Source organism: Mycoplana dimorpha, from assembly GCF_003046475.1.
GTDB classification, from domain to species: Bacteria; Pseudomonadota; Alphaproteobacteria; order Rhizobiales; family Rhizobiaceae; genus Mycoplana; species Mycoplana dimorpha.
In genome coordinates, this window is the sequence record NZ_PZZZ01000001.1 from 718,599 (window position 1) to 733,924 (window position 15,326).

Consider the following 15,326-nt stretch of genomic DNA (forward strand, 5'->3'; position numbering starts at 1 on the left):
CATGGTCAGAAGTTTGCTTTCAGGTCCATGCCGGCATAGAGGCTTGCGACCTCCTCGCCGTAGCCATTGAAGGGCAGTGTCTTGCGGCGGCTGCCGCCGAAAAATCCGCCTTCGCCAATGCGGTTTTCCGTCGCCTGGCTCCATCGCGGGTGATCGACCGCGGGGTTCACGTTCGCATAGAAGCCGTACTCGGTCGGGGCTGAGATATTCCAGGTGGTCGGCGGCTGCTTGTCCGTGAGCGTGATCTTTACGATCGATTTGATCCCCTTGAACCCGTACTTCCACGGCACGACCAGCCGGACCGGCGCGCCGTTCTGGTTCTGCAACGTCTTGCCGTAAAGCCCAAGCGCCAGGATCGTCAGCGGATGACGGGCCTCGTCCAGTCTGAGCCCCTCCACGTAGGGCCACTGCAGCGGCTGGAAAAAGCCGGCCTGGCCGGGCATCTGGTCGGGCCGGAGCACCGTCTCGAAGGCTACATATTTGGCGCTGCCGAGCGGCTCGACCTTATCCAGCAGCTTTGCAAGCGGGAAGCCGATCCAGGGAATGACCATCGACCACGCTTCGACGCAGCGCATCCGGTAGATTCGTTCCTCCAGCGGAAACGCCATCAGTTCCTCGATGCCGAACTCCCTCGGGCTGGCCACCATGCCGTCGACCTTGATGCTCCAGGGCGTCGGCTTGAAACTGCCGCTGTTTGCGGCCGGGTCGCCCTTGTCCGTGCCGAACTCGTAGAAATTGTTGTAGTTGGTGACGTCCTTTTCCGGAGTGAGCGCCTCGTCGGGGGAGAAGGGGGACGGATTTGCCTTCAGCGCCGCAGCGCTGGCTTGGGCCCGCTGGGCCAGAAGCAGGCCGCCGGCGGTTGCGGCGATGAACCCGCGCCTGTTCAGGAAAAATTTCTCCGGCGTGATTTCCTTTGCGGCGATCTTTGGGGGACGGTAGGCGGACATGGGTGTTTCCTTGGCGGCGAGCGGGTTAGCGTCGGTGGCCATGACACCAAAGTTTAAATCACGAGGATAGGGGGTACGCAGCCACGTTTTCGTGTGCATTGCGTGAGTCATCTTGCGCTCCGGACGGCACTACCCGGAATTGCCTTTTCGCACGTCAAATCCTATCTGAAGGGGGCTGCTATGACAGGAGAATCTTTGATGAGAATCGGCCAGAGGCTCGCCACCGCAATTTTTCTTGTGCTCGCCGCTTCCGGCCCGTTGCATGCCCAGGACAAGACCGTCCCGTCGTCGCAAGCGGCGATGCAGTTGTCCTTCGCACCGCTCGTGAAGCAGACGGCAAACGCAACGGTGAACGTCTATGCGGAACGCATGGTCGAGCGGCGCTCGTTGTTCAACGACCCGTTCTTCGACGAGTTCTTCGGCCAGCGGATGCCGAACCGGAGCCAGAAGCAGTATTCGCTCGGCTCAGGGGTCATCGTCGGCAAGGATGGTATCGTCGTTACGAACAACCACGTCATCGAAGGCGCCGATGAAATCAAGGTGGCGTTCGCCGACGGCCGCGAATACCCGTCCAAGGTGCTGCTCAAGGACGACCGCGTCGACCTTGCGGTGCTCAAGATTGATTCGAAGGACGCGTTCGAGACATTGCCGCTCGGCGACAGCGATGCGGTCGAAGTTGGCGATCTGGTGCTGGCGATCGGCAATCCCTTCGGCGTGGGCCAGACGGTAACGAGCGGCATCGTCTCGGCGCTGGCTCGCAATCAGGTCAAGGCAGGGGACTTCGGCTTCTTCATCCAGACCGATGCTGCGATCAACCCCGGCAATTCCGGCGGTGGCCTGATCAACATGAAGGGGCAGCTGATCGGCATCAACACGGCGATCTTCTCGCGCGGCGGCGGCTCCAACGGCGTCGGCTTCGCGATTCCCGCAAACCTCGTCAAGGTCTTCGTCGCCAGCGCCACTAGCGGCCAGAAGACATTCGAGCGGCCCTTCATCGGCGCCACGTTTGATGCCGTCACGTCCGACGTCGCCGAGGCGCTCGGGCTCGACAAGGCCCGCGGCGCGCTCGTCTCCAGTGTCCTGCCGGGAAGTCCTGCCGAGAAGGCCGGGCTGAAACCCGGCGAGGTCGTGACCGCCGTAAACGGCATTACCGTCGAGCACCCGGACGCGCTCGGATACCGCCTTGCCACCGTCGGAATCGGCGGGGCGGCGAAGCTGACCGTCAGCGACGGCGGCAAGGACAAGACGCTGACGATCGCGCTTGACCGCGCCCCCGAAACGCCGCCGCGCGATGAGCGGCAAATCGAGGGCCGCAATCCGTTCTCGGGCGCCGTCGTGGCGAATCTCTCGCCGCGGGTCGCCGAGGAACTGCGCATGCCGGCGAACTCCGTCGGCGTGGTCGTCACTGACGTGACCCGCGGTTCACCGGCCGCCCGCATCGGCCTGCAGCCCCGCGACATCATCATCGAACTCAACGGCACGAGCGTCGCTTCGACTAAGATCCTCGATCAACTCGTCGCCGAAAATGCCTCTGTCTGGCGGGTCGAGATCGACCGCGACGGCCAGCGCATCCGCCAGTATTTCCGATGACCGACCTGTTCGCACCCAAGGAACCGGAGGGCATGGCAGCGAAGCGGCCGCTAGCAGAGCGGCTGCGCCCGCAGTCATTGAAGGACGTCGCCGGCCAGGAGCATCTGACGGGCGAGGATGGCGTGCTGTCGCGCATGATCGCGTCGGGCTCTCTCGGTTCGATGATCTTCTGGGGGCCGCCAGGAACTGGGAAGACGACGGTCGCGCGGCTGCTTTCGGGGGAAGCGGACCTGGCCTTCGAGCAAATCTCGGCGATTTTCTCCGGCGTCGCCGATCTGAAGAAGGTCTTCGATGCGGCCCGGCAGCGCCGCATGGGAGGGCGACAGACGCTGCTCTTCGTCGACGAGATCCACCGCTTCAACCGTGCCCAGCAGGACAGTTTCCTGCCGGTGATGGAGGATGGCACGATCGTGCTCGTCGGCGCCACGACGGAGAACCCCTCCTTCGAACTCAACGCCGCGCTCCTGTCTCGGGCCCGGGTGCTGACCTTCAAGTCGCATGACGAGGACAGCCTGGAGGAACTCCTCAAACGGGCCGAGGCGGCGGAGCAGAAGCCGCTTCCCCTCGACGCCGGCGCTCGCGCCTCGCTGATCCGGATGGCCGATGGCGATGGCCGTGCCGTTCTGACCTTGGCAGAAGAGGTCTGGCGTGCGGCGCGCCCGGCTGAAATCTTTGGCCAGGATGACCTGTTCCGCATCGTCCAGCGCCGCGCACCGGTCTACGACAAGGCGCAGGACGGGCACTACAATCTGATCTCGGCGCTGCACAAGTCAGTACGCGGTTCCGACCCGGATGCGGCGCTCTACTATCTTTGCCGCATGTTCGACGCCGGCGAAGACCCGCTGTTCATCGGCCGGCGCCTGGTGCGCATGGCGGTCGAGGACATCGGGCTCGCCGATCCGCAGGCGCTGGTGGTCTGCAACGCCGCAAAGGACGCCTACGATTTCCTCGGCTCGCCGGAGGGCGAACTGGCGCTGGCGCAGGCCTGTGTCTACCTGGCGACGGCGCCGAAGTCGAACGCGGTCTACACGGCTTTCAAGGCGGCTACCCGCACCGCCAAGGAGAACGGCTCGCTGTTGCCGCCGAAACATATTCTCAATGCACCGACGAAACTGATGAAGGGCGAAGGCTACGGCGACGGCTACCGCTACGACCACGATGAGCCGGATGCCTTCTCCGGCCAGGACTATTTCCCGGAGAAGCTGGGCCGCAAGACCTTCTACGATCCACCCGAGCGCGGCTTCGAGCGCGAACTCCGCAAGCGTCTGGATTGGTGGGCGAAGCTCAGGCGCGAGCGCGGCTGAGTCCGGGGCGATGCGGCGGTTTTAGTCGATCATGCTCCCCGGAAGTCTCGGGAATCTTGGCTTTCAAATGCGCGATCAAGTCGCGTTGGCGAAGCGCGGGCCGGTGGGCGTTTTGGGTTTCGGCACGACCCGGATCGACGATTCCGCCTTGCCGGGATGGCCTTCCATATCGACGACGACATGCCAGTGGGCATCCTTCGGGATCGTCAGCCGGATCGGTGATTTCTTCGCCACGCCGCCGAGAAACTTGTGCTGGCGCCCGTTCCTGAACAGGTCGAAGTCGGCATTGGTCATCAGGCGCACGTTGGCGATCGCCGAAAGCGTGATCTCGATGGTGACACCGGCGCGGATGTCCTTCAGGTCGTAGTGGGTATAGGGGAAGCTGATCTGCGCCATCTTGGGTCCGTCGTCTCGTTGCTCGGCGCCAATATGCTGCCCAGCCGTTAAGGATCGGTTGGCGAGATGCGCAGATTTCCCGTCACTTCTTCAGCTCGTCTGCGACTGTCTGCCGCAATGACCCCGACGCTCAGTTGGTGCTGTCGTCGAACTGCGGCGGGGCAATCGGATCGCTGGCCGGAAAGGTCCCCTTGAGCGCCTCGTTGAGGTATTCGTCCTCGGCCTTCTGCTTTGCCTTCTCATCGTCCGGCGATTTGCCGGGCTGCGGCTTGCCGGACTGCGGCTTCCTGGGCGGCTGCTTTGCTTTGCTCATGACGATCTCCCGGACTTTGAAGCCGATCGGGTTAGAACGGCCTTACGCGGGTTGGCTCGAAGTCAGTGTAGCCATGCATGCCCTGTGACGAAACCGCTGCCCGGTTTAAGAAGCGGCACATCGGGCGCTTCAGCGCCGATCCAGGGCTCGGTCGAGGATGCGCCGCTGCACCTCCTGGTCCTGGGTGCGGATCGCCTCCATCAATGCACCGAGTTTACCGCGAAGGCTGTGGACCTGGTCGAGGAGCTGCATGGCGACGTCCACGCCGTGCTCGTTCACGCCCATCGGCCCGACGAGGTCCAGGATCAGCCGGCCACGTGCGAGGTCGGCCTCGTGGAACGTGCGGATGCCGGCTTGCTCGTCGGGCACCAACCAGCGGTGCTCGACCCAAAGTTCGAGCAGCGTGCCTTCGATCTCGAGCGTGCGGCAGAATTCGGTGTCCCTCATCTCAGCCTCCCATGTGCCGCCGTGCTGCCTGTGCCTTGCCGGCCGTCCAGCCCTCCACGAAGGCCTTTAGCTCGGGGTCGGGCGGTTCCGGCAGGACGATCTGAAGCGACACATAGGCATCGCCATGCCCGCCGCCTGGTTTGCGCAGCCCCTTGCCCTTGAGCCGCAGCGTCTTGCCGGTGCTGGAGTTCGCCGGAATGGTAACGTTGACGGCGCCGTCGAGCGTCGGCACGCGGATCTTGCCTCCAAGTACCGCCTCCGAAAGCGAGATCGGGACTTCGTAGCGGACGTCATCGCCATCCTGTTTGTAAAAGGGATGCGGCCGGACCCGGATTTCGATCCGGGCATCGCCGGGGGGAGCTCCGTTCAGGCCGGGCTCGCCCTTGCCGCGCAGCCGCAGCGTCTGGCCGTCGCGCGTACCGGGCGGGACCGTCAGATCGATCGCCGGTCCGTCGGGCAGGTGGATCTGTTTGGTCACACCGTTGGCCGCCTCCAGGAAGTCGAGCTCCATCGAAAAATAGGCGTCACGGCCCTTCGCCTGGCGCTGACCCTGGCCGCGCCGGGAAAAGAAGCCGGAAAAGATGTCGTCGCCAAGACCGAAATCATGAAAGCTGTGCTCGCTTTCGTATCGTCCCGCCGTATCGCCAGACGCGGCATACTCGCGATAAAAGTGCCTTGGCGGCGTCTCCGCGCCGGTCTCGTCGATCTCGCCGCGATCGTACTTGCCGCGCTTGTCTTCGTCACCCAGCACGGCATAGGCCGCAGAGATCGCCTTGAACCTGTCCTCGGCATCCTTGTCGCCGGGGTTCAGGTCGGGATGCAATTTCTTGGCAAGCTTGCGGTAGGCACTCTGGATGTCCTTCTGGGTGGCATCCTTGCCGACTCCAAGGACCTCATAGGGGCTGCGGCTCATTCAGCTTTCCCTCGAACCATGACGCTTCGAAACGTGGCCGGCGCTCCGGTGAGGAAGCGCCAACGGAAGCGTTGCACGTCTTTCCATCGATCTCAACTGTCGAGCGGGGCGCGCGACCGGGAGCCACCCGACCATTGTGAGCATCGCCGCACTGCAGCGACCATCTCAGTTGCGCTGCAGGACGATGTCGCAGGTCGCAACTTCCTTTCCGGTCGACAGGTCCTTGTCGATCGTACGCAGCCTAAGCCCGTCGGCGCCGACCAGCTGGATTATCATTCGGGCGGTGCGGTCGCCGTTGACGTCCTTGCCCCAGCGGACCGACAAGTCGATCGCGTTGCCGCGGCGCGTTCCCGACAGCGCCGACTGGCCGCCGCTCGGGCCGATGTAGATGCCGCTGTAGCCTGCGCTACCGGCGTTTAATTCGGCGGAAATCCTGCGGGTGACGACGAGCAGTCCGCGGCAGGTGCCCTTCATGACCACCGAGGCGGCCTGCGCGGTGGAACTGAGGCTGCAGCTTACGTTGATCGGCTGCCTGCCGATCTTCATGATGACGGTTCCCTTGCCGCTCCACGTCCCGGCGAGCGACTGCAGGAAGGGGCCTTCGTCGGCCGCCGCCGGACCGCCTGACCAAAGAAGCGATATGAGGACCGGCAGAATTTTGAAAGAACGCATGGGATCCCCCGCCCGCCAGATCATGGAGAAAGCGCGAGGATAGCATCTTGTTCCCGATCCCTGAAAATCTGGCGGGTGGGTTCGCATATGTGGCGATGCTTCTCCATCGCGCTGGCATCGCTGCGCGCGGCGATCTGCTGCCCCTCAGGCTAGGACGTCGGACCAGGGCGGGCGTTATGCAGCGAGCCGGAGAGCGGGAAGCTCTCCAGCCTGAGGTGGGGCATGCAATCTGGAAATTTTTGCGCTGCAGCTTAGCTCGACTGACCAACGAGCCAGTCGTACCATTGCTTTTCACTGCCGTGGAACACGTTGAGGTCGATCTTGCCTTCGACGCCTTGCGACAGACCGGATCCCGAATACTGCCAGAACACCCATTTGCGTCCCGGATAGCGCTGGGACGGGTGGGCTGCGACCGACCGCAGCCAGAACGGATAGTTGAGGAATTCGCCCGTCAGGTTATCGGCATAGAAATCCGGCGCTGTATAGATGATCGGGCGTTTGCCGTAGTGCCGTTCCAGCTTGTCCATGAAGACCTGCATCTTCTCCAGCACCGTCGCGCGCGACAGGCGGCGCTTGCAGCTCGATTCGGCGTTGTACTCGACGTCGATTACCGGCGGCAGCGCATCCGGGTCGTTTGGAACGTTGCGGATGAACCAGTCGGCCTGTTCGCCGGCGGTGCGGCACCAGTAGAAGAAATGGTAGGCGCCGCGCTTCAGCCCGGCCTCCTTGGCCCGCTTCCAGTTCTGCCGGAACATCGGGTCGAGGTGATCGCCGCCGTCGGTCGCCTTGATATAGGCGAAGTTAGCGCCCTGCGTCCGCAGCGTCGCCCAGTCGATCTCGCCTTGCCACCGCGAGACGTCGACGCCGTGCACGGCATGGTGACGCGGCGTGACCTTGCCGAAATTGATCGGCTTGGCATCGCGGAAACGCTGGCCGTAGATCCGCGAGCGCTTGCCGGGCGCGGCCTGGGTGGCTGGCGCCTCAGGGACGAGCGTCTGCAACGGGCGTTGCGAGGGGATCGCCATTCCGGTGGTGCGCGTCACGGCCTCGAACGCTTGCTGGTCGGGAATCGGGCCGGCCCAGGCGAGCTCATGCGGTGCCGTGTCGGCCTCGTCGGCCGCAGCGACGCTCGCGGCCGGAACCGGCGCAGCCGGAACGGGCGCGGCCGGCCGAGCGATCGATTGCGTTGTCTCGCGGGAGGTCAGCCCGGCCTGGAGGACCTCGGGTCCCGAACTCGACGTGCAGCCGGCAAGGGCCAGGCCAAGGGCGAAGATTGCTGGAGCAGCCGAGAGACGCATGAGTACCCGTTACGCAAGACACCAACGGCCGCGATTTCGCGCCGTCTAAACCACCTGAAGGGCAAGGCTAACGGGAAATTACCAAGAAAGACTGAATCCAATTCTTTTCTCGCGGCGGCTTTCGTGTTGCGGCAGGATTGATCCACGGCGGGTGCCTGCGGGCGTATCGCCGAGCGGGCAAGATGCCGAGCGAAGGTGAGGCGATTAGGGGCATTGGGGCGCGCGCAAGAAGGCCTAGACCAATCCGCCCCGCCGGCACATTCTTCACGCGGCCGGGAATAAGGGCACTAGGCCGAAGCGGCTGCATTCACTATCCCCGGCCGAGCGGAGAGGGCAGGTCAACGGCTGCATCGCCGGCGGCCCCGCTTCCGCGCAGCCGCCGGGATTGGGCAGGATCAGACGGCGATCTTGCCGCCGCCGATCTTGGTGATGGCGACCACTGCGGGGCGTACCGGCATGTCGTCCTTGAAGTCCGGCCAGCGGGTGGAGAGGTCCTCGTAGTAGGACGGGCGCCCGTGGCCATCCCAGTCCTCGCCGCCGTCGCCCGGGTGTTGGACGGCGACGAAGGCCGTCTCGTCGTCCGGCGTGAAGAGCGGCCCGCACATTTCGGCGCCCACCGGCACGCGGAAGAACAGTTTCGAGGTGGCGCCGGCATCGCCTTCAGTGTCCACCGCCCAGAGCCCGTCGGTGCGGCCGGTCGCCTTGTTGGAGTTGCCGTCGGTCGAGACCCAGAGCCGGCCGGCGGCGTCGATTGCACAGTTGTCCGGCATGCCGAACCAGCCGTTCTTCGTTGTTTCCGTCGAGAACGTCGCGCCGACCTCGGCGATCGAGGGATCGCCGCATTTCAGCAGCACTTCCCATTTGCCGCTGGTGGCGGAGAAGTCGCCGCCATCCTCGGCAATCTCGATGATGTGGCCGAAGGCGTTTGCGGCGCGCGGGTTGGCGGCGTCGACCTGGTCGGCCTTGCGCTTGCTGTTGTTGGTCAGCATCACATAGACCTTGCCATTGACGCCGTTCGGCTGGACGTCCTCGGGGCGGTCCATCTTGGTGGCGCCGAGCAGGTCGCCGGCACGGCGCGTCTCGATCAGCACGTCGGCCTGGCTCGCAAAGCCGTTCTCGGCCGTCAGCGGCCCCTCGCCGTGGACGAGCGGCAGCCACTGCATGGTGCCTTCCTCGTCGAACCTGGCCACGTACAGCGTACCGGCGTCGAGCAGGTCCATGTTGGCGGCGCGGTCGTCCGGATTGAAGGTGCCGTCGGTGACGAACTTGTAGACATAGTCGAAGCGCTCGTCGTCGCCGAGATAGAACACCACCTTGCCGTTGGCAGCGACGATCGATTCGGCGCCCTCATGCTTGTTGCGGCCGAGCGCGGTGCGCTTCTTCGGCGTCGACGTCGGGTCCATGACGTCGACCTCGATGATCCAGCCGAAGCGGTTCGGCTCGTTCGGCTCCTTGGAGAGGTCGAAGCGGTCGTAGTAGTCCGCCCAATCGTAACCGTTGTCCGGAACACCGTAGCGCTTGTAGTTGGCGGCTTCGGCGTGGCCGGCCGGCAGTTCGCCCGAGAAGTAGCCGTGGAAGTTCTCTTCCGCCATGATATAGGTGCCCCACGGGGTCACCCCGCCAGCACAGTTGTTCAGCGTGCCGATCACCTTGGTCCCGCTGACGTCGGCCGCCGTCTTGACGCGGTCGTGGCCGGCGACCGGGCCGGTAAGCACCATCTCGGTGTTGGCGGTGATGCGGCGGTTATGCTTGCCGTCCGGCACGACCTGCCACTTGCCGTCGACCTTGCGGATCTCGACGATCGTTCCGCCATGGGCGGCCATCTCGACGTCGACCTGGTCCTTGGACAGCTTGCCCTGCTGGATCTTGCCATCGACGATCTCGACAAGGCCGGGGAACATTAGGTGCGGGTTGGTGTATTCGTGATTGACGACAAGCAGGCCGTGCTCGGAGGAACCGCCCAGCGGGATGAAGCCGACATAGTCGTTGTTGTAGCCGAACTGGCGCTCCTGCGCGGCGGCCGTCTGCTTCGTCGGATCGAACTGCGGCGAATCGGCAAAGATCGCATCGCCCCAGCGCAGCAGGATGTCGGCGTCGTAGCCCTCTGCGACGTGGTGGGTGGCATCGACGCCGGCCTCGACCTCGGTGAACGAGAAGGCCGAACCGCCGGCCGCGCGCGCCTTGTCGGCGCTCATGAGCGCTGCCGGGCCGACGGTCGCGGCGATCGCCGAGACGGCAAGCGAGCCCTGCAGGAAACCGCGACGCGAGAAACGCTTGCCGATGATCTCGCCCATGGTCGGGTTCAGGCTCGAATTATGGCCCTCGCCATCAGCATCCTCGAGCTGGGTCGTCGGGAAATTCTTCTGGGAATAAGGTTTGGTCATGACGCGGTCTCCATGAGCTATCGAACTCCCGGTCTGGAGTTCAGTCTAGCCATAGAGACGGCCTGTTTCGGTTTTGCGACGAGGCTGGGAGGGGAGCTTCGCGTCATGTCCCCCGTCATGCCTTCCTGGTTTCCACAGGTCAGTGGCTCGGAGTGGCGGTCCCGTCTGTTTTCTCTGAAGGGTCGCCGATCCGTCGTCCCGTGTCCGCGTCGAACAGGTGCATCATGTCTGCGTCGAATGAAAGCGGCAGCCCCTGTCCCGGTTCCACCCGTGAGCGCGAGGGCAGGCAGGCGACGAGCTGCTGCCCGCCCGCATTCGCCGAGACCACGAGTTCCGGCCCGGTGAGTTCCACCACTTCAGCGCGGGCATTGATGGCGATGCCTGCCATGCCGCCGAGCTGCAGTGTCTCCGGCCGGATCCCCAGGACAAGACGTTGGCCTTCCTTGAGAAGGGCGTAACGTTCGGCGGGCAAGGGCAGGGCGATGTCGCCGAGCATCAGCGAACCGCCTGCTGCTGTGACCTCCAGGAGGTTCATCGGCGGCGCGCCGACGAAGGTTGCCACATAGAGCGTCGCCGGCCGGTTGTAGATTTCCTCCGGCGTTCCGAGTTGCTCGATCCGGCCGTCGCGCATGACCGCGATCCGGGTCGCCAAGGTCATCGCCTCGATCTGGTCGTGCGTGACGTAGACCATCGTCGTCTGCAGCATCTGGTGCAGGCGCTTCAACTCGGTGCGCATCTCCATCCGCAGCTTCGCATCGAGGTTGGAGAGCGGCTCGTCGAACAGGAAGACCTCCGGCTTGCGAACGAGCGCCCGGCCGATCGCCACGCGCTGGCGCTGGCCGCCCGAAAGCTGGGAGGGCTTGCGGTCGAGCAGGTTTTCGATTTGCAGAAGCGTCGCCACTTCGCGCACGGCCCGGTCACGCTCGGCCGCCGGCACCTTGCGCATCTCCAGCCCGAAGCCGATGTTGCGGTGAACCGACAGGTTCGGATAGAGCGCATAGGACTGAAACACCATGGCAATGTCGCGATCCTTCGGATGCACGCCGCGCACCGAACGTCCGCCGATGCGCACATCTCCGCCGGTCGCTTCCGCAAGGCCGGCGATGATGTTGAGGAGTGTCGACTTGCCGCAGCCGGACGAGCCGAGCAGCACGAGGAACTCGCCGCTTTCCAGCGTGATGTCGATGCCCTTGAGCGTCTCGACGTCGCCGTAGGCCTTGCGGACGTTTACGATTTCCAGCGCGCTCAAGGCATCGTCTCCCCGAAGTGAATGGACCCGCCGTAGCTGCGCGGGAGGGTGGAAATCGCGTGCGAGGCGAGATGGGTTCCGGCTTTCAGACAGGCCGCGAGCGTCTCGTCTCTTGCGAGTGCGGCCAGGAAGCCGGCATTGAAGACGTCGCCCGCGCCGATCGTGTCGACCACGGTGACTGCCGGTGCCGCCTGCGACAGGAGCACGCCATCGGAGGCGAGCGCAATCGCGCCGTCCGGACCGCGCTTGATGACGACGGTCGCACCGTCCGGCATCAGCGCCTGGATCGCTTTCGCCGCCGCCACCGGATCTTCCGTATCGGCGAGCGTCGTCGACTCCACCTCGTTCATGATCGCGATGCGGCAGCGCGACAGCCAGCCTCGTGCGGCTGCCTTGTTCGCCTCCGTCCAGCCTTCCAGCGGCCAGCCTGTGTCGAGTGCGACAGCAATGCCGTGCCGGTCCGCCCAGTCGAAGAAGGCGGGATAGTCAACCGTCAGGTCGTCGGTGAGGAATGAGCCACAGAGAAGCGCATATCCGCCGCTGAGAGTGGGACCCTGCAGGACCGACAGCACGTCGGCAAGGTTGAGGCGTGCCAGATGGCCGCGCGTGGTGAAAAAGGTGCGCTCGCCGTCGGGATGGGTGATTCCGACCGACAGTGTCGTCCCCTCGGGCCGCACCGGCCACTTTTCCGCGCGCGCTCCGAACCCTTCCTTCAGCCAGCGGCCGAACTGGTCGGAACCGACATTGGCGGCGATTGCGAAATCGACGCCGAGTCCGTCCCAGGCGAGCGCGGTATTGCCGGCCGCACCGCCGACGCGAAGCTCGTCATGGTCGACGATAATCTCCGTCCCGGCCTTCGGCCAGGGCGCGGCAGGCCCGAGGATCAGGTCGACATTGACGTTGCCGACGACAGCAAGCGGTCGCATCATTCGCTCCGCGTGATCTTGGTGGTGCGCACCGGGGTGCCGACATCCTCCACCCGCTGCCAGGCGAAGGCGATCATCAGGCGCTGCGCGACGGGCAGCATGGCAAGCGTCGCTGCCAGGCCGGTTGCGGGCTTGAAGGCCAGCGTGACTGTTCCCGGAACCGCCGCCTCGCCGGATGCATCGAAGACCACCACCGGTGCGCCGGTCTGAACCGCGGAAACGGCCATCGCCGTGACGAGAGCGCCGGTCGCATCATTGCCGCGGAAAAGGACAACGCCGACATGCGGCCCCAGCATCTCCATCGGCCCGTGGCGCAGCTGGCCACCTTCGAGCGAAAAGCAGGGGCGGCGGGACAGTTCGGTAAGACCAAGCGCCAGCGCCTCTGCGGCGCCCTGGAGCCGGCGACCGGACGTGACGACGACGCCAACTTCGGCCAGGGCTGCAACAGCCTCGGAAATGTCCGGCTCCTGCGCATTCTCCAGAGCGGCAAGAGCGTCCGTCGGATCGTCTCCCAGCGCGGCGAGGATCGCGAGATGCAGGGCGAGGCTGATCGTCAGGCTCCGGGTGGCGGCAAAGGCGAGCTCCGTGCCGCCGACACCGACAAGGCAGGGAGCGCTTCTTCCAAGAAAGGAGTTCGCTTCCAGCGTCAGCCCGAAGCTTTCCGGCGTCCCCCCGGTCTCGGCGAACCAACGCAGCACCTCGGCGCTCTCGCCCGACTGGGATGTCAGCAGGACGGTGCTGCCGTCGACGCGCAGCGGCTGGCCGAGCTGCTCGGAGAGCGGCAAGGCGATGGCATCAATGCCGAGCGCGCGATAGAGCGGCTCGACGGCGCGGCCGACGGCATGCGAACCGCCCATGCCGAGCAGCAGCAGCCGGCCGGTCCGCCGAAGCGAGGCGGCAACCTTCATGGCCATGTCGCGGGCGTTTTCATAGGAGGCGATAGCATCGGCGCGCTGCCGCGCCATTTCGCGATCGATTGCGACAAGCCCGGCCGGGCGCGTTCTTTGTACCGTGGTGATCATCCCCTGGTCATCCCTTGACGCCGCCGCTGGTCAGCCCCGAAATCAGGGCGCGCTGCATGAGGAACCCGATCAGCACCGGTGGCAGGGCGGCAAGCACACCGGCGGTTGCGATCAGGCCGTAGTCGGAAACACGGCCGCCGGCGAGATCGGCAATGGCGACCGTCAAGGTCTTGGCGCGCTGGTCGGACGTGAACAACAGCGCGTAGAAGAACTCGTCCCAGGCCAGAAGGAACGCGAACAATGCCGAGGTCGCCACCACCGGCGCGGCGAGCGGTAGCGTCAGGATCCGCAGCGTTTGCCAGAGGCTGGCGCCGTCGATCATCGCGGCGGCTTCGATCTCGCGCGGGATCGTATCGAAGCCGGACTTCATCAGCCAGGTGGTGAAGGGGGCAAGGATCGTCAGATAGACGAGCGCCAGCCCGAAGACGTTGTTCAGCAGCCCGAGATAGGAGAGCCCCATGTAAAGCGGGACGGCCAGCGCCACCGGAGGCAGCATGTAGGTGGCGATCACCAGCGACAGCGACCAGTTGAGCGCGGGCGCGCGCGACACGGCCCAGCCTGCGGGGATGGCAAGGGCAATGGCGGCGACTGTCGCCATGCTCGCCACCGCCAGGCTGTTGCGCAGGGATGCGGTGAAGGCTGCGCCCGCGCTGTTCGCCACGGTCGACAACAGCAATTGGTAGCGGGAGAAATCCGCTGACTGCGGCCACCAGCGAAGCGGCTTGGCGGACAGATCGGCCGCCGGCGAAATGCTCATGACGAACAGCCAGACGAGCGGCGCCAGGATGACTGCGGCCAACAGCAGCGCGGCAAGGTGGACAAAGACCGAGAAGGCCAAGCTCTTTCGTTCCATCAGGCGGCACTCCCTGCGGTCTTTCGTACCAGTGCCGCATAGGCCACCGCCAGAACCGTCACCAGCAGGGTCACGATCAGCGCCAGCGAGGCACCCGAGCCGGCTCGCTGGAACGAGAACGCCTCCTGGTAGACGAGGATCGACAGCGTGCGCGTGCTGTTCGCCGGTCCGCCACGGGTCATCACCCAGATGATGTCGAAGACCTTGAAGGCCTCGATCGTGCGCAGCACCAACGCCACCATCAGGGGACCGGCGAGGTAGGGCAGGATAACGAAACGGAAGCGGGAAATCGGGCCGGCACCGTCGACGAGCGAAGCGGAGGTGATCTCACGCGGCACCGCCTGCAGGGCGGCGAGCGCGATCAGTGCCACCAGCGGGAAATTCTTCCAACAGTCCGCAACGATCAGCGCGGTCAAGGCCGAGCCGGGCTCGCCGAGCCAGGAGCGATAGCTGTCCAATAGGCCGATCTGCGTCAAGGCGGCATTGAGAGCGCCGTATTCAGGATTGTAGATGAGCCGCCACAGCGTGGCGTTGACGACGGTCGGCAGCGCCCACGGCAGGATCATCAGGGCGCGCAGGACGGTTCGGCCACGAAATTCCTGGTTCAACAGCAGTGCTGCGAGAACGCCGAGCACCATCTCGGCCGCAACGGAAATGATCGCGAACCATGCCGTCGTGACCAGGGTCCGCTGGAAGTTCCCGCTGGACAGCATCTTCGTGTAGTTCTCAAGGCCGACGAAGTTGCCGCCTGTGCCTACCAGTTTGGCATCCGTAAACGACAAGGCGACGGTATCCACCAGCGGCCAGCCAATCACGGCGATCATGACCGCGAGCAGGGGCGCCATGAGCAGCCATGCGCGGGTCGTCATCCAGGTGCCGGACATCGGGCAGCCTTCCCATTCAAGCGGCCGTTCGTGATCCGTCGGGACCATGCTGGCCCCAAAAAGAATTCACGTCCGGCGCGGTCTTATCAATTTCGCGCCCATTTACTGGATGAGGCGCGGTGCAAGGA

At 64.9% G+C, this 15,326-nt stretch carries 15 protein-coding genes; 2 read left to right on the top strand and 13 right to left on the bottom strand.

Annotated elements, in window-relative coordinates; all coding sequences use genetic code 11:
- Nucleotides 1–5 precede the first annotated feature (5 nt).
- Nucleotides 6–947 (bottom strand): protein-methionine-sulfoxide reductase catalytic subunit MsrP, encoded by a 942-nt coding sequence (gene msrP, locus C7449_RS03435; protein ID WP_108001338.1) that lies wholly within the window; start codon nt 945–947, stop codon nt 6–8.
- A gap of 198 nt (nt 948–1,145) precedes the next feature.
- On the opposite strand from msrP, the gene C7449_RS03440 reads away from it, so the two are divergent.
- Together C7449_RS03440 and C7449_RS03445 are read left to right on the top strand one after the other, a co-directional pair.
- The gene (locus C7449_RS03440) at nt 1,146–2,537 is read left to right on the top strand and encodes a DegQ family serine endoprotease (protein WP_108001339.1); all 1,392 of its coding nucleotides are present in this window, start codon (nt 1,146–1,148) and stop codon (nt 2,535–2,537) included.
- Nucleotides 2,534–3,841: a replication-associated recombination protein A gene (locus tag C7449_RS03445; protein ID WP_108001340.1), complete on the top strand. Its 1,308-nt coding sequence runs from the start codon at nt 2,534–2,536 to the stop codon at nt 3,839–3,841. Before C7449_RS03440 ends, C7449_RS03445 begins: the two co-directional genes overlap by 4 nt.
- A 75-nt stretch (nt 3,842–3,916) precedes the next feature.
- Here the strand turns inward: C7449_RS03445 and C7449_RS03450 are convergent, their stop codons facing one another.
- The 12 genes from C7449_RS03450 to C7449_RS03505 form a co-directional block, all read right to left on the bottom strand.
- Nucleotides 3,917–4,237, bottom strand: a complete 321-nt coding sequence (locus C7449_RS03450) for a DUF1883 domain-containing protein (RefSeq protein ID WP_108001341.1) — start codon at nt 4,235–4,237, stop codon at nt 3,917–3,919.
- A gap of 130 nt (nt 4,238–4,367) precedes the next feature.
- Nucleotides 4,368–4,550, bottom strand: a complete 183-nt coding sequence (locus tag C7449_RS03455; RefSeq protein WP_108001342.1) for a hypothetical protein — start codon at nt 4,548–4,550, stop codon at nt 4,368–4,370.
- 129 nt (nt 4,551–4,679) lie between these two features.
- Complete coding sequence (locus C7449_RS03460) at nt 4,680–4,997, bottom strand: chaperone modulator CbpM (RefSeq protein WP_108001343.1); 318 nt, start codon at nt 4,995–4,997, stop codon at nt 4,680–4,682.
- Between the two features lies 1 nt (nt 4,998).
- Nucleotides 4,999–5,910: a DnaJ C-terminal domain-containing protein gene (locus tag C7449_RS03465; protein WP_108001344.1), complete on the bottom strand. Its 912-nt coding sequence runs from the start codon at nt 5,908–5,910 to the stop codon at nt 4,999–5,001.
- Between the two features lie 165 nt (nt 5,911–6,075).
- Nucleotides 6,076–6,582 carry a hypothetical protein gene (locus C7449_RS03470; protein WP_108001437.1) on the bottom strand — a complete coding sequence of 169 codons (507 nt, stop codon included), beginning with the start codon at nt 6,580–6,582 and terminating at the stop codon, nt 6,076–6,078.
- 251 nt (nt 6,583–6,833) lie between these two features.
- Nucleotides 6,834–7,880, bottom strand: coding sequence for a glycoside hydrolase family 25 protein (locus C7449_RS03475; protein ID WP_108001345.1), 1,047 nt, complete (start codon nt 7,878–7,880; stop codon nt 6,834–6,836).
- Nucleotides 7,881–8,275: 395 nt separating this feature from the next.
- A complete protein-coding gene (locus C7449_RS03480) occupies nt 8,276–10,264 on the bottom strand; it encodes a PhoX family protein (RefSeq protein WP_108001346.1) in 1,989 nt (662 codons plus the stop codon).
- Nucleotides 10,265–10,403: 139 nt separating this feature from the next.
- Nucleotides 10,404–11,513, bottom strand: coding sequence for an ABC transporter ATP-binding protein (locus C7449_RS03485; protein ID WP_108001347.1), 1,110 nt, complete (start codon nt 11,511–11,513; stop codon nt 10,404–10,406).
- Nucleotides 11,510–12,439 (bottom strand): PfkB family carbohydrate kinase, encoded by a 930-nt coding sequence (locus C7449_RS03490; RefSeq protein WP_108001348.1) that lies wholly within the window; start codon nt 12,437–12,439, stop codon nt 11,510–11,512. The genes C7449_RS03485 and C7449_RS03490 overlap by 4 nt, the downstream gene beginning before the upstream one ends.
- Nucleotides 12,439–13,461, bottom strand: a complete 1,023-nt coding sequence (locus C7449_RS03495) for an SIS domain-containing protein (RefSeq protein ID WP_108001349.1) — start codon at nt 13,459–13,461, stop codon at nt 12,439–12,441. The genes C7449_RS03490 and C7449_RS03495 overlap by 1 nt, the downstream gene beginning before the upstream one ends.
- 7 nt (nt 13,462–13,468) lie before the next feature.
- Nucleotides 13,469–14,314: a carbohydrate ABC transporter permease gene (locus C7449_RS03500; RefSeq protein ID WP_108001350.1), complete on the bottom strand. Its 846-nt coding sequence runs from the start codon at nt 14,312–14,314 to the stop codon at nt 13,469–13,471.
- Nucleotides 14,314–15,198, bottom strand: a complete 885-nt coding sequence (locus C7449_RS03505) for a carbohydrate ABC transporter permease (RefSeq protein ID WP_108001438.1) — start codon at nt 15,196–15,198, stop codon at nt 14,314–14,316. Before C7449_RS03505 ends, C7449_RS03500 begins: the two co-directional genes overlap by 1 nt.
- Nucleotides 15,199–15,326 lie beyond the last annotated feature (128 nt).